Annotated in this window: 19 protein-coding genes; 7 read left to right on the top strand and 12 right to left on the bottom strand. The window is 68.2% G+C overall.

Translation table 11 applies throughout. The annotated features are described in order from the left end of the window. Window positions 1-98: 98 nt before the first annotated feature. The 3 genes from cysG to AC3DE2_RS02040 all read left to right on the top strand — a co-directional run bounded on the left by cysG (window position 99) and on the right by AC3DE2_RS02040 (window position 3,737). Window positions 99-1,544 carry a siroheme synthase CysG gene (cysG, locus tag AC3DE2_RS02050; RefSeq protein ID WP_488424862.1) on the top strand — a complete coding sequence of 482 codons (1,446 nt, stop codon included), beginning with the start codon at window positions 99-101 and terminating at the stop codon, window positions 1,542-1,544. A gap of 23 nt (window positions 1,545-1,567) precedes the next feature. Further along, a complete protein-coding gene (cysK, locus tag AC3DE2_RS02045; RefSeq protein ID WP_488424861.1) occupies window positions 1,568-2,527 on the top strand; it encodes a cysteine synthase A in 960 nt (319 codons plus the stop codon). 169 nt (window positions 2,528-2,696) lie between these two features. Continuing rightward, the gene (locus AC3DE2_RS02040) at window positions 2,697-3,737 is read left to right on the top strand and encodes a proline iminopeptidase-family hydrolase (RefSeq protein WP_488424860.1); all 1,041 of its coding nucleotides are present in this window, start codon (window positions 2,697-2,699) and stop codon (window positions 3,735-3,737) included. Window positions 3,738-3,825: 88 nt separating this feature from the next. Here AC3DE2_RS02040 and gloA2 read toward each other — a convergent pair whose 3' ends face one another. The 12 genes from gloA2 to gap form a co-directional block, all read right to left on the bottom strand. Further along, complete coding sequence (gene gloA2 / locus AC3DE2_RS02035; protein WP_488425240.1) at window positions 3,826-4,212, bottom strand: SMU1112c/YaeR family gloxylase I-like metalloprotein; 387 nt, start codon at window positions 4,210-4,212, stop codon at window positions 3,826-3,828. Between the two features lie 120 nt (window positions 4,213-4,332). Then, on the bottom strand, window positions 4,333-5,877 hold the full coding sequence (locus tag AC3DE2_RS02030; RefSeq protein ID WP_295382534.1) for an MDR family MFS transporter: 1,545 nt from the start codon (window positions 5,875-5,877) through the stop codon (window positions 4,333-4,335). A 145-nt stretch (window positions 5,878-6,022) separates the two neighbouring features. Then, entirely contained in the window at window positions 6,023-7,123 is a 1,101-nt protein-coding gene (locus AC3DE2_RS02025) for an HlyD family secretion protein (RefSeq protein ID WP_488424859.1), read from the bottom strand. A gap of 10 nt (window positions 7,124-7,133) precedes the next feature. Beyond that, window positions 7,134-7,613, bottom strand: a complete 480-nt coding sequence (locus AC3DE2_RS02020) for a MarR family winged helix-turn-helix transcriptional regulator (protein ID WP_488424858.1) — start codon at window positions 7,611-7,613, stop codon at window positions 7,134-7,136. 159 nt (window positions 7,614-7,772) lie between these two features. Then, window positions 7,773-8,777 carry a class I fructose-bisphosphate aldolase gene (locus AC3DE2_RS02015; RefSeq protein ID WP_488424856.1) on the bottom strand — a complete coding sequence of 335 codons (1,005 nt, stop codon included), beginning with the start codon at window positions 8,775-8,777 and terminating at the stop codon, window positions 7,773-7,775. A 115-nt stretch (window positions 8,778-8,892) separates the two neighbouring features. Next, window positions 8,893-9,447, bottom strand: coding sequence for a hypothetical protein (locus AC3DE2_RS02010; protein WP_488424855.1), 555 nt, complete (start codon window positions 9,445-9,447; stop codon window positions 8,893-8,895). A 57-nt stretch (window positions 9,448-9,504) separates the two neighbouring features. Further along, window positions 9,505-10,971: a pyruvate kinase gene (pyk, locus tag AC3DE2_RS02005; protein ID WP_295382530.1), complete on the bottom strand. Its 1,467-nt coding sequence runs from the start codon at window positions 10,969-10,971 to the stop codon at window positions 9,505-9,507. Window positions 10,972-11,226: 255 nt separating this feature from the next. Further along, window positions 11,227-11,868, bottom strand: a complete 642-nt coding sequence (locus AC3DE2_RS02000) for an HAD hydrolase-like protein (RefSeq protein ID WP_488424854.1) — start codon at window positions 11,866-11,868, stop codon at window positions 11,227-11,229. Then, entirely contained in the window at window positions 11,865-13,040 is a 1,176-nt protein-coding gene (locus AC3DE2_RS01995) for a phosphoglycerate kinase (protein ID WP_488424853.1), read from the bottom strand. The genes AC3DE2_RS02000 and AC3DE2_RS01995 overlap by 4 nt, the downstream gene beginning before the upstream one ends. Before the next feature lie 72 nt (window positions 13,041-13,112). Continuing rightward, window positions 13,113-14,474, bottom strand: a complete 1,362-nt coding sequence (locus AC3DE2_RS01990; RefSeq protein ID WP_488424852.1) for a DUF3999 domain-containing protein — start codon at window positions 14,472-14,474, stop codon at window positions 13,113-13,115. A 5-nt stretch (window positions 14,475-14,479) separates the two neighbouring features. Further along, window positions 14,480-17,230, bottom strand: a complete 2,751-nt coding sequence (locus AC3DE2_RS01985) for a DUF2339 domain-containing protein (RefSeq protein ID WP_488425239.1) — start codon at window positions 17,228-17,230, stop codon at window positions 14,480-14,482. A gap of 225 nt (window positions 17,231-17,455) precedes the next feature. Next, window positions 17,456-18,460: a type I glyceraldehyde-3-phosphate dehydrogenase gene (gene gap, locus AC3DE2_RS01980; RefSeq protein ID WP_488424851.1), complete on the bottom strand. Its 1,005-nt coding sequence runs from the start codon at window positions 18,458-18,460 to the stop codon at window positions 17,456-17,458. 248 nt (window positions 18,461-18,708) lie between these two features. Here gap and AC3DE2_RS01975 point away from each other — a divergent pair, with 248 nt between their 5' ends. The 4 genes from AC3DE2_RS01975 to modA are packed head-to-tail and all read left to right on the top strand — an operon-like array spanning window position 18,709 to window position 21,519. Then, window positions 18,709-19,329 carry an OmpW/AlkL family protein gene (locus AC3DE2_RS01975; RefSeq protein WP_295382525.1) on the top strand — a complete coding sequence of 207 codons (621 nt, stop codon included), beginning with the start codon at window positions 18,709-18,711 and terminating at the stop codon, window positions 19,327-19,329. A 43-nt stretch (window positions 19,330-19,372) separates the two neighbouring features. Beyond that, window positions 19,373-20,185, top strand: a complete 813-nt coding sequence (locus AC3DE2_RS01970) for a S1/P1 nuclease (protein WP_488424850.1) — start codon at window positions 19,373-19,375, stop codon at window positions 20,183-20,185. A 26-nt stretch (window positions 20,186-20,211) separates the two neighbouring features. Continuing rightward, window positions 20,212-20,709 (top strand): hypothetical protein, encoded by a 498-nt coding sequence (locus AC3DE2_RS01965; RefSeq protein ID WP_488424849.1) that lies wholly within the window; start codon window positions 20,212-20,214, stop codon window positions 20,707-20,709. Window positions 20,710-20,727: 18 nt separating this feature from the next. Further along, window positions 20,728-21,519 (top strand): molybdate ABC transporter substrate-binding protein, encoded by a 792-nt coding sequence (modA, locus tag AC3DE2_RS01960; protein WP_488424848.1) that lies wholly within the window; start codon window positions 20,728-20,730, stop codon window positions 21,517-21,519. The last annotated feature ends 9 nt before the right edge of the window (window positions 21,520-21,528 follow it).

Here is a 21,528-nt window from a genome sequence, read left to right as displayed (position 1 = left end):
GGCTTATAACCGCAAGGCATGTCCGATCCGGCGCAAGTTATTTCCTGGTACCGGCATGCCGACGCTACGGTCATGAGCCTCGAATCAGTCGCTCCGCCGTGGCCACCCTGTTCCCCCTCTTTGCCGATCTGCATGACCGCCCGGTGCTGGTGGTGGGTGGCGGCGCGGTCGCCGAGCGCAAGGTGCAGGCGCTGCGTGAAGCCGGCGCCCGCATCCACCTGCAGGCGCCCGCCCTCACCCCTGCCCTGCAGGCGCTGGCCGACGCCGGCCGGATCGGCTGGGAACCCGGAACCTTCCGCGCGGGGGCGCTCGACGGCGTCTGGCTGGTCATCGCCGCCACCGACGACGCGGGCGTCAATCGCGCCGTCGCCGATGCCGCCAGCCGCCGCCGGGTGCTCGCCAACGTGGTCGACGACGCGGCGCTGTCCAGCTTCCAGGTGCCGGCGGTGGTCCAGCGCGGAGAGCTGCAGATCGCGGTATCCAGCGGCGGCGGCGCGCCGATGGTGGCGCGGCACCTGCGTCGGCAGCTGGAAACCTGGCTGGACGAGTCCTGGGGCGCATTGACCGCGCTGCTCGCCCGCGAGCGCAAGCGCATCCGCGCGCGTTTCCCGGAACCGGGCGCGCGCCGCCGGTTCTTCGAACAACTGCTCGCCGGCCCGTTGCCGCGCCTGCTGCGGCAGCGGCACCCGGAGCAGGCCGAGCGGGCGCTCGCCGACGCGCTGGCCGCGCCGGTGTCGCGGCCGCCGGGCGCGGTGGTCCTGGTCGGCGCCGGCCCCGGCGATCCCGGCCTGCTGACCCTCAACGGCCTGCGCGCGCTCAACGAGGCCGACGTGATCCTGCACGACCGGCTGGTCAGCGACGCGGTCCTGCAACTGGCGCGACGCGACGCGCTGCGCATCGAGGTCGGCAAGTCCGCGCAGGGCCACAGCGTGCGCCAGGAAAGCATCCACGCGCTGATGCTGGAGCATGCGCTCGCCGGTCGCCGGGTGGTGCGCCTGAAGGGGGGCGACCCGTTCGTGTTCGGCCGCGGTGGCGAGGAACTGGAGTTCCTGCGCGCGCATGGCATTGCCTACGAAGTCGTCCCCGGCATCACCGCGGCGGTGGCCTGCGCGGCCTACGCCGGCATTCCCCTGACCCACCGCGACCACGCCCAGTCGGTGCGGCTGGTGACCGCCCACTGCAAGGATTCACTGGACACCCTGGACTGGGCGGCACTGGCGCGTGGCCGCCAGACCCTGGCGTTCTACATGGGCGTGGCCGGACTGGAGGCGGTGCAGGCGCGACTTTCCGCCGAAGGGTGTCCGGCCTCGACGCCGTTCGCGTTGATCGAGAATGGGTCACGCGCCGAACAGCGCGTGATCACCGGCCGCCTGGATGGGCTGGCGGAAACCGCCCGCCACCACCGGGTGGCATCACCCGCCCTGCTCGTCCTCGGCGAGGTCGCCGGCCTGGCCGATACCCTGCACTGGTTCGGCCAGGCGCCGCTGGCCGCGCCACCACGTTCCGATCACCTTTCGGCCGCCACACTCCCGCACGCCGCCTGACATACCCTTCCGGAGATCCCTTCATGCCCATCTACGACAGCATCCTGGACACCATCGGCCGCACGCCGGTGGTCAAGCTTCACCGCGTGGCGCCTGCGCACGTCGAGCTCTACGCCAAGGTGGAATCGTTCAATCCCGGCGGTTCGGTGAAGGATCGCCTGGCCCTGGCGATCGTCCTGGACGCCGAGGCCAAGGGCCTGCTCAAGCCGGGCGACACGATTGTCGAGGCCACCTCCGGCAACACCGGCGTGGCGCTGGCGATGGTCGCCGCCGCGCGCGGCTACAAGTTCGTCGCCACCATGGCCGAGACCTTCTCCATCGAGCGCCGCAAGCTGATGCGCGCCTACGGCGCCAAGGTCATCCTGACGCCCGCCGCCGAACGCGGCAGCGGCATGGTGCGCCGGGCCGAGGAACTGGCCAAGAAGCATGGCTGGTTCCTCGCCCGCCAGTTCGCCAACCCGGCCAATCCGGCCTATCACCGGCAGACCACCGCGGCGGAAATCCTGCGCGATTTCGCCGGCCGCCGCCTCGATCATTTCGTTACCGGCTGGGGCACCGGCGGCACCCTTACCGGCGTGGGCGAAGTGCTGCGGGTGGCGCGCCCGGAAGTGCGCATCACCGCCTCCGAGCCCGCCGGCGCTTCCCTGTTGCAGGGCAAGGACTGGGCACCGCACAAGATCCAGGGCTGGACCCCGGACTTCGTGCCGGAGGTGCTGAACCGGGAAGTGTTCGACGAACTGGTGACCGTGGACGACGCCAGTGCCATCGCCACCTCGCGCCGGCTGGCCGCGGAGGAAGGCATTTTCGTCGGCATCTCCGCCGGCGCCACCGTCGCCGCCGCCTTGCAGGTCGCGGAAAAGGCCAGCGAAGGATCGGTCATCCTGGCGGTGCTGCCGGACACCGGCGAGCGCTACTTCTCCACCCCGCTGTTCGAAGGCGTCAACGAGGGCTCCGACGACGAGTGGCTGGCCTCGCTGGGCTGACCCCGCGTTCCTGGGCGGCAAATGAACCGCCCCCCATCGCCGCCATCGCACCTTGCCGCCATTCCATGGCGGTGAGGCCGCGCATACCGCATGCGCATCCGCCCGCGCGGTTGCGGGGGCTTCGCGCCGGTTGCTAGGCTCGCCACGGTCCACCGTCGCGGAGTTCGTCATGAAGCTGGCCGGTTCGCTGCTGCTGTCGTCCCTGTTCCTCGTCTCCGGCATCGCCAGTGCGCAATCCGCGCCTGCTGCGCCGTCGACGCCACCGGCAAGCTACTTCGACAACAGCGGCCGCGACGACGTGCTGTCCGGCGGCGCGCGGATGATTCCGATCCACACCCCGGCCGGCGACTTCAAGGTCTGGACCAAGCGGGTCGGCAACAATCCGCGCATCAAGCTGCTCCTGCTGCACGGTGGGCCCGGCGCCACCCATGAGTACTTCGAGGCGTTCGACAGCTTCCTGCCCGCCGCGGGCATCGAGTACTACTACTACGATCAGTTGGGTTCGGCCTACAGCGATCAGCCTGACGATCCGCGCCTGCTGGACACCGCGCGCTTCGTCGAGGAAGTCGAGCAGGTCCGCCAGGCACTGAAGCTGGACCGGGACAACTTCTACCTGCTCGGGCATTCCTGGGGCGGCATCCTGGCGATGGAGTACGCGCTCAAGTATCCGCAGCACCTCAAGGGGCTGATCATCTCCAACATGATGTCCAGCATCCCGGCGTACAACGACTACGCGCACAAAGTGCTGGAACCGAAGATGGACCCTGCCGCGCTGGCCGGGATCAAGCGCCTGGAAGCGGAGAAGCGCTTCGACGATCCGCGCTACATGGAGCTGCTGCTGCCGCATTACGAAGCGCACGTCCTGCGCATGCCCGCCGCGCAGTGGCCGGAACCGGTCAACCGCTCCTTCGCCCACATCAACAAGAAAGTCTACGTGCCCATGCAGGGCCCCAGCGAACTGGGCGCCAGCGGCATCCTGGCCAAGTGGGATCGCACCGCGGACCTGGGCAGGATTCCGATCCCCACGCTGGTCATCGGCGCCCGCCACGACACCATGGATCCGGCCTACATGGAGATGATGAGCAAGCGCTTGCCGAAGGGACGCTACCTGTTCTGCCCGGAAGGCAGCCACATGGCGATGTACGACGATCAGTCGACCTACGTGAACGGTCTGATCGATTTCCTGCGCGATACCGACGCGGGGCACTGATCGTCCCGCTTCCGCAGGAGCGACGTGAGTCGCGACCGAGCCTCGGCACTACGGTCGCGACTCACGCCGCTCCTACGACCATCACGTTTCAATCCTCGTAAAGCTCCAGCGGCAGATCGTCCGGATCCGCGAAGAAGGTGAAGCGTCGCCCGGTGAACTCGTCCATCCGGACGGGCTCGGCCACCACGTCATGCGCAGCGAGATGGGCGACGGCCGCATCCAGGTCCGCCACCCGCAGCGCCAGATGGCGCAGGCCGCACGCTTCCGGGCGCGAGGTGCGCGCCGGTGGCGAGGGAAAGGAGAACAGCTCGATCTGGGTGCGATCATCCACCCGCAGGTCCAGCTTCCAGGAATCGCGCGCCTCGCGGTAATGCTCCGCAATCACTTCCAGCCCGAGCACCTCGGTGTAGAAACGCCGCGAACGCGCATAGTCCGAAGCGATGATGGCGACATGATGGATGCCGAGCAGTTTCATGGACATCATTCTAGTCCTGCGGGCGGTGGGGACGACGCAAGTCGCGAACTACCGGTACCCCTTGCGATCCCCGGGCAAGCGGTCGCGACCCGCGACGCGCCCATGACCGGGTGATTCCCATCAATGCGCGGCCGCCGCGTCCGCCCCCGCGGAACCGGCGGACGGGTGCTTGCCGCTCTGCATCAGCAGCACCAGCGGCATCGACGCCAGGGTCAACAGCATCATCAGCTTGAAGTCGTTGAGGTAGCCGATCGCCGCCGACTGCCGCATCACCTCGACATTGAGCAGCGCCGCGCCGCTCACCGTGTCCGGATTCCACATCGGCGGCAGCAGGGTGGTCTCGGCACCGAAGGCGGGAATGCGAGCGCCGATCTCGGCGTGGTTGATCTGTCCGGCGCGCGACAGCAGCGTCATCACCACCGAAATGCCGACCGACGAGCCGATGTTGCGGACCAGGCTGAAAAGCCCGGCCGCCTCGGTGCGCTGGTGGGGTTCGAGGGTTGCGTAGGCGACCGTCGAAATCGGCACGAACACCAGTCCCAGGCCCAAGCCCTGGATGACGCCCAGCCAGACAATGGCCGACATCGAGGCGGTGGGGCCGAACTGGGTCATGCCGTGCAGCGAGAGCACCATCAGGCCCATGCCGACCAGGATCGGTCCGCGCGCGTCCACCCGCCCCAGCAGGCGCCCGACCACCATCATGCTGAGCATGGTGCCGACGCCGCGCGGCGCCAGGACCAGGCCGATGGTCAACACCGGATAGTTCATCAACGTGCTCAGGTACGGCGGCAACAACGCGAGGGTCGCGAACAGGACGATGCCGACGATGAAGATCAGCGCGCAGCCCACCGCGAAGTTGGCGTTCTTCAGCAGGCCCAGATCCAGCAGCGCGTGCTCGCGATGGCGCCACCACCACAAGGCATAGATGTACAGGGCGAGGAACGCCAGCGCTGCCTCGATCTGGATCTCCAGGCTGCCGAACCAGTCCTCACCCTGCCCGCGATCCAGGAACAGCTGCAGCGCGCCGATGCCCAGCGCCAGCAGGCCCAGGCCGATGCCGTCCAGCGGCCGTTCGTGCGGCTGATCCTTCTTGACGCTGGCGAGGATGCCGATGAGCGCCAGGATGCCGATCGGCAGGTTGATCAGGAACACCCAGTGCCAGCTGTAGTTCTGGGTCAGGAAGCCGCCCAGCGGCGGGCCGAGGATGGGACCGACCATGATGCCCATGCCCCACATGGCCATCGCCGCGCCGTGCTTTTCCTTGGGAAAGGCATCCAGCAGCAGCGACTGCGAGATCGGCACCAGCGAGGCGCCGAACACACCCTGCAGGATCCGGTAGAACACCATTTCGCCGATGCCGGTGGCGATGCCGCACAGCAGGGAGGCCACGGTGAAACCGCCCACCGCGATGATCAGCAGGCGACGCCGGCCCAATCGCCCCGCCAGCCAGCCGGTGACCGGGGTGAGGATCGCGGCGGCGACGATGTAGCTGGTCAGCACCCACGACACCTGGTCCTGGGTCGCCGACAGCGAGCCCTGCATGTCCGGCAGGGCGACGTTGGCGATGGTGGTATCCAGCGCCTGCATCAGCGTCGCCAGCATCACCGACACCACCAGCAGGGTGCGGTTGCCGTTCGCGTCGTTGTTCTTCAATCGGCTGATCATGGCGTCACGGCCCGCGGATGGCCGCAGCGACAACACATCGCCACGGTCTGGAATCAGGAGTCATCCCGGAGCGCCGCGGAACCCACCACGACTCCACCACAGCGCCGCAATGCGGTCCGCAGACGCCCGGAATGACGAAAAAAAATCAGCGCGCGGCCGTCGCCTTGCCGGCGTGGCTACCGCCATCGGGCCCGCGCAGATCGACCTTGACGTCGGCGCTCATGCCGGCGCGCAACTGTGGCGCGTCCTGCTTGTCGGCGCCGTCGATCTCCAGGCGGACCGGAATGCGCTGCACGATCTTCACCCAGTTGCCGGTCGCGTTCTGCGGCGGCAGCACGCTGAACTCGGCACCGGAGGCCGGCGCGATCGAGGCCACGTGCGCCTTCCACTTCACGCCCGGATAGGTATCGACCTCGATGGTCGCCGGCTGGCCGACGTGCATCTTGGTCAGCTCGGTTTCCTTGAAATTGGCTTCCACCCAGATCGGGTTGGTCGCCACCAGCGGCATCGCGGTCTGGCCGACATTGATGTACTCGCCCACCTGCAGGTCGTGCAGGCCGACGATGCCGTCCACCGGCGCGCGCACCTCGGCATGGGCCAGGTCCAGCCGCGCCTTGGCCAGCATCGCCAGCGCGCCGCGATAGCCGGGCAGTTCCTGCAGCGGCGTGCCCGCACTGCCGCTCAGCGCGGCGTTGGCTTCCGATTCGGAGGCGATCGCGTCGGCCAGGTCGGTTTTCGCTTCGGCCACGGCGTGTCGCGCGTCGTCCAGCATCTTGCGCGAGACCAGTTGCTGGCTGGCGAGCTGCTGCATGCGGACCAGGTCGCGCTGCGCCCAGGCCAAGGTCTCGCGCTTGGCCGACACCGACGTACCCGCGCCGGTCACCTTGGCGCGGCTGGCGCTGGCGGTGTTGGCGACATAGGCCAGGGTCGCTTCGTTCTGCGCGAGCGCGATCTGCAACGGCTCGGGATCGATGCGGAACAGCAGATCGCCCTTCTTCACCGGCTGGTTCTGGGTCACCGCCACTTCCACCACCCGCCCGCCGACCTGCGGCGCGATGAGGATGCGCTCGGCCTTGATGTAGGCGTTGTCGGTGCCGACCTGGCGGCTGGACACCACCCACTCCCAGCCGAAGAAGCCGATGACCGCCGCCGGCGCGGCGACCCACAGCCAGAGCGGTACGCGCCGGCGTCGGGGAGGAGCGGGAGTGGCCGCCTGCTCGGCGGCGGCATTGATCTTGGTGGTCATGGTGGTGGGGTCACTTGCGCAGGGAAGACTCGCCGCGACTGGCGCGGTCGAGCTGGGAAAGGGTTTCGCGGATCTGGGACAGCACTCCCAGGGTGGTCTGCAGCTCGACGGGATCGACTTCGGCCAGGCTGTCCTCGCGCAGGCCGGTGGCGACGCCCTCGATCAGATCCATGAGTTCGTTCGACTGCGGCGAAAGGTGCAGCCGCCAGCAACGGCGGTCGGCGGGATCGTTGCGGCGTTCGACGAAGCCGGCCTTCTGCAGGCGATCGATCACCCGGCCGACCGCGATTGGCTCCATGTCCATCACGTCGGCCAGCGCCGCCTGGGTCAGCCCTTCGTTCTGGTGGATGCGCTTGAGCGCGCGCCACTGGACCCGGGTCAGGCCCAGGTGCGCGGCGCGCCGATCGAACACCCGGCCATACAGGCGGCTGAGGTCGGCGATGAGATAGCCGAGGGAAGCGGGGGACACGGTGTCGTGGGACTCACTCATGGCTGCCTATGATATAGCTGCCTAGGCAACTATATAGAGGGAAACCATTTTTCTTGAACGCGCGTTCAGGTTCCCCAAGCTTCCACGCCCGGTACCACAAAAGAAAAACGCCGGCACGAGGCCGGCGTTTCGTCGGTACCGACTGGCGGGAAAGCCCGCTCAGCCTTCCCACTTGCCCAGCGCGGCCAGGCCATTGTCCTTGGCGCGCGCATACACGGTGGACTGGGCCTTGGCGAAGTTGCCCTTCAGGTCCTCGGACCACAGCTTCAGCGCGGCCTGCTGCATGGCGCGGCCATAGGAGAACGACAGCGGCCACGGCAGCGCGCCCAGGCGGTTCATCGCGTCCAGGTGGGCGGTCGCATCCTCGTCGCTCTGGCCGCCGGACAGGAACACGATGCCCGGCAGGATCGCCGGCACGGTGCTCTTCAGGCACATCACGGTGGACTCGGCGACTTCCTCGACGTCGGCCTGGTCCGGGCAATCCTTGCCGGGCACGACCATCGAGGCCTTCAGGATGGTGCCTTCCAGCAGCACGTTGTGCTCGTACAGGGCGGCGAACAGCGAACGCAGCACGGCCTCGGTGACTTCGTAGCAGGTCTGGATGTCGTGCTCGCCGTCCATCAGCACTTCCGGTTCGACCATCGGTACCAGCCCGGCTTCCTGGCACAGCGCCGCATAGCGGGCCAGCGCGTGTGCGTTCGCCTCGATGCAGGTACCGGTCGGAATGTCCTCGCCGATGTTGATCACCGCGCGCCACTTGGCGAAGCGCGCGCCCAGCGCGTAGTACTCCTTGAGGCGATCGCGCAGGCCATCCAGGCCCTCGGTCACCACTTCGCCCGGGCAGCCGGCCAGCGGGTGGGTCCCCTTGTCGACCTTGATGCCCGGGATGATGCCGTGCTGGGCCATGTACTTGGCGAACGGCACGCCGTCCTTGGTGGACTGGCGGATGGTCTCGTCATACAGGATGGCGCCGGAGATGTAGTCGCTCAGCTTGGACGTGGTGAGCAGCAGTTCGCGGTAGGCGCGGCGGTTTTCCTCGGTGTTCTCGATGCCCACGCCGGCGAAGCGCTTGGCGATGGTGCTGGTGGATTCGTCGATCGCGATGATGCCCTTGCCCGCGGCCACCATGGCCTGGGCGGTTTCGGCAAGCTGTTCGATGCTCATGTGGGTCCTGGAGGAGCGGCGGGAAAGATACCAATTATAGCCCAATCGCGAGAGCGCCTTGGGCCGGTGGAATTTGCAAACGATTACAAGCGTGGCGTGACGGCGACGTGGCGTTTCACTCCGGAGCCTGGCGTTGCTCGTCGGGATTCCGTCCATAACGCCAACGATGCACGAGGCGGGCCAGTCCGGGTCCTTGCAACAGGAAAACCCCGGCCAGTACCGCTTCGATCACCAGACTCGCCGCGTTGATCAGGAACGGCTGGGAATCGCCCTCCAGCCACAGCGAGCCCGCCGTCGCGCGCGACAGCATGATCCACTGGACCAGCAGCGGCACCGCATCACGAAGTACCTGGAACAGGAAGTAGGCACCGATGATCGAAAACGCCAGGCCCAGCCAGGCATTCGCTTCGATACCGCTGTCGAACACCGGTTCCTGCGGCCGCGCCAACGCCAGGCGCGCCAGCTTGTCGGCAAACAGCCAGGCCAGCCCGAGTATCACTGCCGGGAGCAGCACGGCTCCCATCACCAGCCAGACGATGCCGCCGTCGTAACCGCCATTGCGCACCCCCAGCAGGATGCCGGGAAGCGTCAACAGCAGGGATGCGAAAAACCAGACGACAACCGCGCGAATCGCGACACACAACAGCGTGTAGGCATTGGTCCTGGTCATGAACTCCGCTTCCATTCTTCGGGCGAGAACATGCAGCCTCGCCCGAATGGAAGGCAATTACAACTCGCCCAGCCCCTCGGCCTGCCCCTGCATGCCGATCTGCAGCAGGCGCAAGGTGTTGGTGGCGCCGTGCTTTTCCATGTGATCGCCGCTGGTGAAGATGATGCGGTCGCCCTCGGACAGCAGCTTGCGGTCGTACAGGCAGCGCATTGCCTCGCGCGCGGCCTCGCGCGGCGCCAGCCCGCGGCTGTCGAACGCGATCGGGAACACGTCGCGCATCATCGCCATCCGCCGGCGGGCGCCGTCGTGGCGGGAGAACGCATAGACCGGCGCACGCGCGCGGAAACGCGACAGGTAACGGGCGGTGCCGCCGGACTCGGTCATCGCGACAATCGCGCGCACGCCGATATGTTCGGTCAGGAACATGGCGGCCATCGCGATGGCCTGGTCGGCACGCGCCAGGTCGCGTGGCGCCTTCTCGAAATCGGTGTCGGTCTCGAACTGTTTTTCCGCGCCCAGGCAGATGCGCGCCATCGCCTCCACCGCCTTGACCGGGTAACTGCCCGCTGCGGTTTCCGCCGACAGCATCACCGCGTCGGTGCCGTCGATGACCGCGTTGGCGACGTCCAGCACTTCCGCGCGGGTCGGGATCGGATTGTCGACCATCGACTGCAGCATCTGGGTCGCGGTGATCACGACGCGGTTGCGCGCCAGCGACTCGCGGATGATCTTCTTCTGCAGGCCCGGCAGTTCGGCATCGCCGATTTCCACGCCCAGATCGCCGCGCGCCACCATGACCACGTCGCTGGCCTCGACGATCTCGGCGAGGTTCTCGATCGCCTCGGTGCGCTCGATCTTCGACACCAGCGCGGCATCGCTGCCGTGCTCGCGGGCAATGCGCCGCGCCTCGTTCATGTCCTCGGCGTTGCGGCAGAACGACACCGCGATGAAGTCGACGCCGATCTCGGCGACGATGGCGATGAGTTCCTTGTCGCGCTCGGTCAACGCGCCCAGCGACAGGCCGCCGCCGAGCTTGTTCAGGCCCTTGCGATCGGACAGGACGCCGTCGTTGAGCACGGTGGTGACGATGCGGGCGCCTTCCACCTGCTCCACGCGCAATTGCATCAAGCCGTCGTCGAGCAGCAGGGTGTCGCCATGGGTCACGTCGCCGGGCAGCCCGAGATAGCTCACGCCGACCTGCGACACGTCGCCGGCAGGCGCGTTGGCATCGGCGACCAGATCGAAGCGCGCGCCGGCCTTGAGCACGATCTTGCCTTCGGCGAAGCGCTCGATGCGGATCTTCGGTCCCGGCAGGTCGGCCAGGATGCCGACTTCGGCACCGGCGCGCTGCGCGGCCGCTCGGACCGCGGCGGCACGCCTGGCCTGGCCGGAGGGATCGCCGTGGGAGAAGTTCAGGCGGACCACGTTGACGCCGGCACGGAACAGTTCGTCAAGCACGCCCGGCGGATCGGTGGCCGGTCCGAGGGTGGCGAGGATCTTGGTGCGGCGCTGGCGTTCGATCATTGGTACGGTTCCCTGAATTGGGGCAAACGCTACCACACCGCGCGCATGCTGCAATGGCCGTGATGGTGATGACGGAAACCGTACGTCGGCACGCGCATCGACGGCGCGGAGTGGATTCGACGAAACCGCTGTTTTCAAGCGGTTTCGCGCGCACCAATGGCGTGCCGATACTGGTATTTTTTTGGTCTCGTGAATGCGCCGCCATGCTGCGATCGCACCCCGGTTTGCGCGCCCGCCCGCTGGCGGGCGCGACTTTCAGGCCAGTAGCGTGCGCAGCTGCGCGGGCACGGCGGCGAGCCGATCCGCACCGGCCTGGCGCAGTTCCGCCTCGCCACCGAATCCCCACAGCACGCCGATGTTGCGCATGCCATGGTGGCGCGCGCCGTCGATGTCCATGTGGCGATCACCGATCATCCAGCACTGCGCCGGCGACAGCGACAACCGGCGCATGGCCTCGGCGATCAGTTCAGGCTTATGGCTCAGCTGGCCATCCATGGTGGATCCAATCACGTCGGCGAAGCGGTGCCCGAACGGCAGGTGCGCGACGATCTTGCGCGCATGCGGCTCGTTCTTCGCGGTGACGATCGCCAGCCGGTGTCCGGCGCCGTGCAGGGCTTCCACCGTCTCGCCGATGCCCTCGTAGACGTCGTGTTCGGCCCAGCCATGCGATTCGAAGCGCGTGCGGTAGTGTTCGACCGCCTGTTCGACTCGTTGCGGATCCTGCAGCAACGGCGCGAAGCTGGTGCGCAACGGCGGGCCGATCCAACGGCGCAGTTCCACCTCCGGCGGGATCGGATGTTGCAGTTGATCCAGCGCATAGGCCACGCAGCGGGTGATCCCGACGGCCGAATCGATCAGGGTGCCGTCGAGATCAAAGAACAGGGTGTCGCGCGTCACTGCCCGCGGGCCTCCAACGCGGCCACCGCCGGCAGGGTCTTGCCTTCCAGGAATTCCAGGAACGCGCCGCCGCCGGTGGAGATGTAGCTCACCTCGTCGGCGATGCCGTACTTGTCGACCGCGGCCAGGGTGTCGCCGCCGCCGGCGATCGAGAACGCCGGCGACTGCGCGATGGCGCGTGCCAGCGCCTCGGTGCCCTTGCCGAAGGCGTCGAACTCGAACACGCCGACCGGACCATTCCACAACACCGTGCCCGCCGAACGGATCATCTCGGCATAGCGCGCCGCGGTCTGCGGACCGATGTCGAGAATCAGGTCATCGGCGGCCACCGCGTCAACCGCCTTCACCTCGGCCGGCGAATCGGCCTTGAACTCCTTCGCCACCACCACATCGGACGGCAGCGGGATGTCGGCGCCTCGCGCCTTGGCGTCCGCATCGATCCTGCGCGCGGTTTCAATCAGGTCCGGCTCGTACAACGACTTGCCGACCGCGTGCCCTGCGGCGGCGATGAAGGTGTTGGCGATGCCGCCGCCGACGATCAGCTGATCCACCTTGCCGACCAGGTTGGACAGCAGCTCCAGCTTGGTCGACACCTTGCTGCCGGCCACGATCGCCAGCAACGGCCGGGCCGGCTTGTCCAGCGCCTTGGCCAGCGCGTCCAGTTCGGCCATCAGCAGCGGGCCGCCGGCGGCCACGCCGGCGAAGCGGATGACACCGTGGGTCGACGCCTGCGCGCGGTGCGCGGTACCGAACGCGTCCATCACGAACACGTCGCACAGGGCGGCGTACTTCTTCGACAGGACCTCGTCGTCCTTGCCCTCGCCCACGTTCATCCGGCAGTTTTCCAGCAGCACGATCCGGCCGGGTTCCACCTCCACGCCGTCCACCCAGTCACGTACCAGCGGCACGTCCACGCCCAGCAGCGCCGACAGGCGCGCGGCCACCGGCGCGAGCGAATCGGCCTCGCTCCACACGCCCTCCTTGGGACGCCCCAGGTGCGAGGCAACCATCACCGCCGCGCCCTGTCCCAGTGCATGCTTCAGCGTCGGCAGCGACGCGGTGATGCGCTGTTCGGACGTGATCCGGCCATCCTCGATCGGCACATTGAGATCCTGGCGGATCAGCACGCGCTTGCCGGCGAGGTCGAGGTCGGTCATGCGGACGATGGACATGGGCATTCCTTCGGGGCGGGGGGAAAGAAGCCTATTGTCCCGGCTGCGCGCGGGCGCCGCAAACCGCGTGATTCAGGCCGGCGGTGGCTTGCGCAGCAGGCTGAAGGCGAATCCGGCCACCAGCAGGGCACCGGCGACCAGCAGGCCCCAGAGCAGCCAGGCCTTCCAGTCGCGCTGTGGCGGCGCCGGCGTCAGCGCCGCATCGCCTCCCACCACCCGGGCCGCTCCCAGTGTCGCCAGCGCCGGTTGCCAGGTCGGGCCGCGCTGCCCGCGCAGCGCCGTCACCAGATCCGCCAGCGGCGCATCGTCGCGCTGCGCGCGCGCGCTGCCGGCCGCCAGGGTGAACGGTGCCTCGCCCTGGGCGACGAACACCAGCGTTTCGGGCCGATAGCCCAGGCGCAGGCGCGGCGATTCCACCGCCACGCCGCGCGCGGCGGTCAGGCGCCATTGGCGATCCCGGCGCATGCCGTCCAGCGTCTGGGGCGGCGACGCATCCGTGCGTCCTGCCGATTGCAGCCGGTAGGCCACCCATGGGGCCGCGGCCCGGCGCCACGGCGCGGTGGCCGCGTCACGGGATTCCAGTGTCCACGACCGGGTACTGTTGCCGGGCAACAGCACATCGGCACGTTCGACGGGAAAACGTCCTGGCAGGGTGAATTCGTAACGGACGGTGCCGTCGGGATCTTCGTTGCGGGTCGCCGGCAGTTCCTGCCAGGCCCATGCCGCGCCGCCGCCTGCCTGCGCCAGTTCGGCCTCGATCCGCTCCAGCCGCAGGGCCAGGTTCGCCGCCAGCGGCGTCAGCCGCAGGTAGCGCGCCTTCACCGGCGACAGTTCGATGCGATCGCGCGTGATCCGCTGGCCTTGGTTCTCCAGTTCGACCAGGTGCGCTTCCTCCTGCACGGTCTGCCAATCGCGGAGATTGTCGGATGCCAGCACCCGGTAGGCGCGATCGAACGGCGCCTGCCCCGCTGCCCAGCGAACCCTCAGCGCCGCCGGCGCCGATGCCAGCCGGCTGGCGTCGATCAGGATGCCGCCGTCCCGCGCGTCCTCCGCGCCACGCAGTTCGACCCTGCGCAGACTGCCATCGGTGGCAATCTCGCTGATTGCGGCAATGTCGCGCGAAGCCGCGCCGGTCATCGCCGGTAGCGGAAACCACGGCAGCGCTTCGATCCGCGCGGGCGCCGCATCCGGACGCGCGGGGTCGAACAGTGCCGCGGGCACCGATTGGCCGCGCGCGTCGAACACCTCCAGATCCCGCAATCCCGGCGACTGCAGCTGCCGGTAGACCGCCTCGTCGAGCACCACGCGGTAGGCACCGGCCTCGGGTTCGACGGTGCCCAGCGGCCACTCCCGCGCATAGTCGCCACGGGAGCCGGCCAGCGCCAGTGCGGGCAACAGCGCAAGCAGCAGGCCCTGCGCGATACGTGATGCCATAGGATTCATGCGTGTTCTTCCTCGTTTCCCGTGGTGGCCGCGCGCGGCGGCGCTGGTGCCAGATAGCCGACGATCGTGCATAGCAGGCCATAGGCGATGAAGGAGGCGATGCCGAGCACATCACCCAGGTTGCCGCGATCCACCAGGATCAATTTCACCAGCACCACGCCCATCAGCACCGCGCCGGCCAGCCACAGGTAGCGCTGGCCGCGCCGCGACCCGGCGATCCAGCCCAGCACGCCCAGCACGCTCCACACCACGGTCAGGCTGGTCTGGGCCAGGCCGGTCGAGATCAGGTTGCCGTTCCAGGCCACCCCGCCCCAGTGATGCACCCCGTGCAGGACGACCGAGGTGATCAACACGAAGCCGAGCAGGGAAAGCGCCATCGGCCGCCACTGCCGCAGCCATTCCGGTGCCTGCGGCGCCCATGCCCAGCAGGCCAGCAGGACGAAGACCGCCAATTGCGCCAGTTCCAGCGGATTGAGCAACGGCACCCATGGCAACGGCGCGGCGTCACCGGCCAGCCACAGCGACCACAGCCCGGCAATGCCCAGGATCAGGAACAGCACCGCCAGCAACGCGCGACGGTAGCCGTCGAAGCGCTCGCCCAGCGGCGCGGCCAGCCAGGGCCAGCGGAACAGGCCCAGTGCGGCCGCGGCGAGCCACGGCAGGGCGATGCCCAGCACGCGCCAGCCTTCCGCGAGTTCGAAGCGTCCGCCCATCCATGCCAGCAGCATGGACAGGACCGACGGCCACACCAGCAACCAGACGAACTGCGCCCATCCGGCCAGCGGATGCTCGCTGGCGCGCAGGCACAACAGGCTGCGCACGCCCAGCGCCGCGTAGGCCAGCCACGCCAGCGCGCCATGGCCGGCGAATGGCTGGTCGTGCGCCTGCACCTGCGCGAGCGCCAGTGGCAACGCGGCGGCCAGTCCCAGCAAGGTGGTCAGCGCCAGCGCGGTCGCCGGGCGGCGGCGGTGCACCTCCGCGGCGATCCAGCCGGTGATCGCGATCAGCGCGAGTATCGCGTCGGCGCGCGCGTCCCAGGCGATGAACCGGCCGATTTCATTGACCATGGTGCCCAGCCACCAGGCCATCCCCCACAGATAGAACACCAGCGCGGGTACCTGCCTGTCGCGCGCGCGCAGCACCCATGCGCTCGCCAAGCCCGCCAGCGCGATCAACAGCGCGCCCATGAATTGCGGGTTGGCGATCGCGGTCACCGGCGCCAGCCGTCCCATGCCCACCACGAACGCGAACGCCGCCAACAGCTGCAAACCCGTGCCGCTGATCAGCGGCAACCGGCGCTGCTGTTGCAGGCCAAGCCAGATCAGTGCCGCGCCTTCCAGGGCGAACACGCTGGCGGTGGCATGCGCGGACAGCGCCAGCGGTACCGCGAGGGTGGCGAAACCCACCGCCAGCACCGCATAAGACGGCACCAACCGCACGAAACCGCCACGCCGGCGCAATGCGGCCGCCAGCAGCGCGTACAGCGCCGCCAGTCCCAGCGCGTTGAAGGCCAGCGGCAGGCGTTCACCATGCAGCAACCCGGCCTGCAGCGAGAACGCCACCAGCGGCGTGCCGAACACCAGGCAGCCTTCGACCAGGCCGCGCCGACCCTCCGGTTGCCGGCGCGCGTACAACAGCGGAATGACCAGGTAGAACGCGAAGAACAGCAGCAGGAAGGGTTCGGTGCTGGCGAACTTGGACGGCTGGTAGTCGACCAGGCCCCATGCCGTGCCGATGCCGAAAGTGAAGGCGAAGCCCAGCAGGTTGAGGATGCGCCACGGCTTCCACCAGGCGACACCGAGAATCGCCGCGTTCAACACCACGTAGTACGAGAACAGCGCGACATGGTTGCCGCTGCCGGTGGACAGCCAGATCGGCGCCAGGAAGCCGGCGAGAATCGCGAACACGGCAAGCGCCTTCGCGTTCTGCAATACCGCCAGTGCGCCCGCGCCGGCGATCAGGATCACGCTCAGCGCGAACGCCGGCATGGCCTCGAGCAATTCGTAGCGCTTGAACGCGGCGAACACCGTCAGCAGCAGGATGCCGATGGCGCCGCCTTGCAGCGACAGGGCGAAGCTGCGGTTGCTTTCGCGCTTGCGCCACGCGAACACCAGCGCGGCCAGCGAGGCCGCGGCGATACCGGCCAGGCGCAGTTCGACCGGCAGGCGCAGCCAGCCCTGGTCGCTGGCGTACTTCAGCAGCGCCGCCACGCCGGCGAACAGCACCAGCACGCCGATCTTGACCGGCACGTTGCCGACGGTGAACCAGCGCTTGATCGCGCGCAGGCCCAGGCTGATGAAATCCGGGCGCGGCGGTTCGATCGGCGCCGAGGGCGCGCGTGGCGGCGGCGGGGTGGGATTCGGGTTCTGGTTCGGATCCCGCCCCGGCAAAGGTGCCGCGGAAGCCGCGGACGCGGCCACCGGCGGCAGGGGCGGCGGGATCGGCGCGGTCGCGCGCGGCGGTGGGGAAGACTCCGCTTGCGGAGAAGGCGAACGGATCAGATCGGCGAGCGTCGGTGACGTTTCGCCTTCAGCCCGCGGTTCCGTCCGGACACGCTCGCGCACGGGCGCCGCGGTCCGGCCGTCGTGTTCCGCGCCATTGCCGGCGACGGTGTCGCGGAGACCCTCCAGTTGCTGTTCCAGCACCGCCACCCGCCGTTTCAGGCCAGCGATCGACACCAGCGCCAGGATCAGCAGCACCGGCACCGCCAGCACGATCAGGCCGATCAGGATCAGCACGCCCGCCAAGTCATCCATTTCCTGTCCTCGTCAAGAAGCCCCCGGGCAGACGCACAGGGGCGCCCGCAGCGTCCGGCAAAGCGGCGGGCATTGCAAGAAGCTGGCCCCGGGTCGCTTGCGGTTGCCTACCGGGTATAGCACGGCGCTACCCGGGCAGGAACAGGAAACCGGGGATTCCGAAAACGCGGAAGGCGCCCGCAGGCGCCTTCGCGTATTGCCTTCGAGGGAACCGGCTTACTTGCCGGCGACCACGCGGACCATTTCCAGGCACTTGTTGGAATAGCCCCACTCGTTGTCGTACCAGCTCACCAGCTTGACGAAGGTGCCGTCCAGCGCGATGCCCGCGTCCGCGTCGAAGATCGAGGTGCGGGTGTCGCCGCGGAAATCGGTGGCGACCACCTTGTCCTCGGTGTAGCCCAGGATGCCCTTCAGCGCGCCTTCGCTCTGCGACTTCATCTCGGCGCAGATCTCGGCGTAGGTCGCCGGCTTCTCGAGTTCGCAGGTGAGATCCACCACCGACACGTCGCTGGTCGGCACGCGGAAGCTCATGCCGGTCAGCTTCTTGTTGAGTTCCGGAATCACCACGCCGACCGCCTTGGCCGCACCGGTGCTGGAGGGAATGATGTTCTCCAGGATGCCGCGGCCACCGCGCCAGTCCTTGTTGGACGGGCCATCGACGGTCTTCTGGGTGGCGGTGGCGGCATGCACGGTGGTCATCAGGCCACGCTTGATGCCCCACTTGTCGTGCAGCACCTTGGCCAGCGGCGCCAGGCAGTTGGTGGTGCACGAGGCGTTGGAGATGATCGCCTCGCCCTGGTAGGTCTTGTCGTTCACGCCGTAGACGAACATCGGCGTGTCGTCCTTCGACGGCGCCGACAGGATGACCTTCTTCGCGCCGGCATCCAGGTGCTTCTGCGCGGTGGTCTTGTCGAGGAACAGGCCGGTGGATTCGATCACCACCTCGGCGCCGACCTCGTCCCACTTCAGGTTGGCCGGGTCGCGTTCCTGGGTCAGGCGGATCTTCCTGCCATTGACGATCAGGGTATTGCCTTCGACCTTGACCTCGCCCTTGAAGCGGCCGTGCACGGAGTCGTACTGCAGCATGTAGGCCAGGTAGTCCGGTTCCAGCAGATCGTTGATGGCGACGATTTCGATGTCGTCGGCGAAATTCTGCACGGCGGAACGCAACACGTTGCGACCGATACGGCCGAAGCCGTTGATACCAACCTTGATCGACATTGCTCGGGACTCCTGCGGCCGCGCCCGGCGCGGCGGGGTTGACGGGGACGCCCATTCTATCAGGCCCCGCCCGACTCACATTCCCCTCCCTCCCCGGCATTCCGGAGGCGCGGCGGCCTTGGCATATCGCTCCCCACTCGCGTGTGAACGCCTGGACTCACATATTTCCAGACATTGATCCGGATCAAGGCGGGGATCCGGGACGACACGGACACTGTCACCGTTCCCTCCAACCGACAGAAACAAACATGAAAAAGCCCCTTTCCGCCCTCCTCGCCGTGGCCATCGCCGGTGCCGCGCTGCCCGCCTTCGCACAATCCAAGGGCGACTGGACGCTGGGCGTCGGCGTCCACCAGGTCAATCCGAAATCCGACAACGGCAAGCTGGCCAACGGCGCGCTGGCGCTGGACATCGACAGCGACGTCAAGCCGACCGTGACCGTCGAGTACTTCCTGCGCGACAACCTGGGCCTGGAAGTGCTGGCCGCGCTGCCGTTCAAGCACGATATCGAGATCAAGGGCCTGGGCCGGGTCGGCAGCACCAAGCACCTGCCGCCGACCTTCACCCTGCAGTACCACTTCAACAGCCAAGGCAAGGTGTCGCCGTTCCTGGGCGCGGGCGTCAACTACACCACCTTCTTCAGCGAAGACACCCGCGGCGCGCTTGCTGGCAGCAAGCTGAAGCTGAAGGATTCCTGGGGCCTGGCCGCGCACGCCGGCCTGGATTTCAAGGTCAGCGAACGCGGCGCGGTGCGCGTGGACGTGCGCTGGATCGACATCGACAGCGACGTGAAGGTCGATGGCGTGAAGCTGGGCCAGGCCAAGATCGATCCGCTGGTCTATGGCGCGGCATATGTGCTGAAGTTCTAAGGTTGTAACCATCTGGACGGGTCATGTCGGTTAAAGTGCCGGCATGACCCGTACCGTTTTTTCAGCGCTCCTCGCTTTCGTCCTGGCCCTGCCGCTGTCGCCCGCGGCGCACGCGTGGGGCCCCTTGGGACATCGCCTGGTCGCACGCCTGGCGGAAGCCGATCTGGATCCACAGGCCCGCGCCGAGATCAACCGCCTGCTGCAGGGCGAAGCCGATCCCACCCTCGCCGGAATCGCCAACTGGGCGGACAACCTGCGCGAGAATGATCCGGATATGGGACGGACGTCCGCGCGTTGGCACTACGTCAACATCGGCGAACACGCGTGTAGCTACCAGCCCGCGCGCGACTGCCCCGACGGCAAGTGTGTGGTCGAGGCCATTCGCGCGCAGAGCGCCATCCTCGCCGACAGGAATCGCCCGGACGCCGAGCGCCTGCAGGCGCTGAAGTTCGTCGTCCACCTGGTCGGCGACGCCCACCAGCCTCTACACGCCGGTTACGCGCGCGACAAGGGCGGCAACGATTTCCAGACCCACTACCAGGGCAAGGGCGGCAACCTGCACCGGGTCTGGGACAGCGGCCTGCTTGGCAGTCGCGGACTCGACGAGGACGCCTACCTGCGCGTGCTGCGCGCCCTGCCCGCCCCCGCCCCAGACCGCGCCGACGTGCTGCCGCCGGCTTCGGCGGACTGGGCGAGGCAATCCTGCGCCATCGTGGTGGCGCCCGGTTTCTATCCCGCCCGCGCCACCCTGGAATCCGCCTATTACGAGGTGCAGCGCCCGATCGCCGAGCGACAGCTGCGGCTGGGCGGCGCACGCCTGGCGACCTTGTTGAACGCGACCCTCGCAACGCACTGAATTCCATCGCACCAGGACGCATCCCGATGAATGTCCGATGCATCGCTCCACTGGCACTGCTGCTGTCCGCCGGCTCCGTTTCCGCCTGGGCGGTCGATCATCCACACCCTCCACCGGCTCCCACGCCATCCCCCGCGCGCCAGGTCATCGCGCTGGATGCCGCCATGCGCAGCGATCTGCCGCGCGAAACCGCCAAATTCACCGCGCACGGCGACCGCCATGCGTGCGAAGGCGTGGCCTTGATCGCACTGCTGCGGCGTGCGGGCGCGATGTCCGCCGAACCGCTTCGCGGCGCGGATCTGGCGCGCCGGGTGGAAGCCGTGGCGCGCGACGGCTACCGGGTGACCTTTTCGCTGGCCGAACTGGATCCCAGTCTGGGCAATCGCCGCGTGCTGCTCGCGGATCGCTGCGATGGCGAAGTCCTGTCGGCAACCGATGGACCGCTGCGCCTGGTCGTCCCGGAAGACGCGCGCCCGGCGCGCAGCCTTCGCCAGCTCGAAACCCTGACCGTCCTGTCGCCCTGACCCACCCGGAGCCGTGCCATGCGCTTGACCGCCTCGCTTCGCCGGAATCTGATCCGCCTGGGCTTGCTGGCCCTCATCCCCTGGTTTGCCGCCGCCGCCGTTGCCCAGGACAAGACGTCGCTGACCGTGTTCGCCGCGGCCAGCCTGAAGGAATCCATGGACGAAGCCGCCGCCGCCTACCAGCGCCGCACCGGCATTCCGGTCCGCGTGTCGTATGCCGCCAGTTCCGCGCTGGCGCGCCAGATCGAACAGGGCGCGCCCGCAGACGTGTTTTTCTCCGCCGATCTGGAGTGGATGGACTATCTGCAACAACGCGGCAAGCTCGATCCGGCGCAGCGACGCAACCTGCTCGGCAACCAACTCGTGCTGGTGGCGCCGAAGGCCAGCACGCTCAAAGTGAACCTCGGCAAGCCCGGTTCGCTGGCTGCCGCGCTCGACGGACGCCGGTTGGCGATTGGCCAGACCAGCAGCGTTCCCGCCGGCAAATACGCACGCGCCGCGCTGGAAAAACTCGGCCAGTGGACGGAGGTGCAGGCGAAACTGGCCGAATCCGAAAGCGTGCGCGCCGCGCTGATGCTGGTGGCGCGCGGTGAAGCGCCGCTGGGCATCGTCTACCTCTCCGATGCGCGCGCCGAGTCGGCGGTGCGCATCGTGGCGGCGTTTCCCGCCGACAGCCATGCGCCGATCGTCTATCCGGTCGCCGCATTGCGCGGCGAGCGCAACGCGGCCGCCAGCGCGCTGGTGATCTGGCTGGCGTCTCCGGAAGCCGGCGCGATTTTCCAGCGGCGCGGTTTCGTCCTGTTGAAGTAGGCGCGCCAC

The organism is Pseudoxanthomonas sp. 68-E7 (assembly GCF_057773145.1).
Note: the sequence above shows the minus strand (reverse complement) of the source record. Positions and strands in the feature narration are given on the sequence as shown.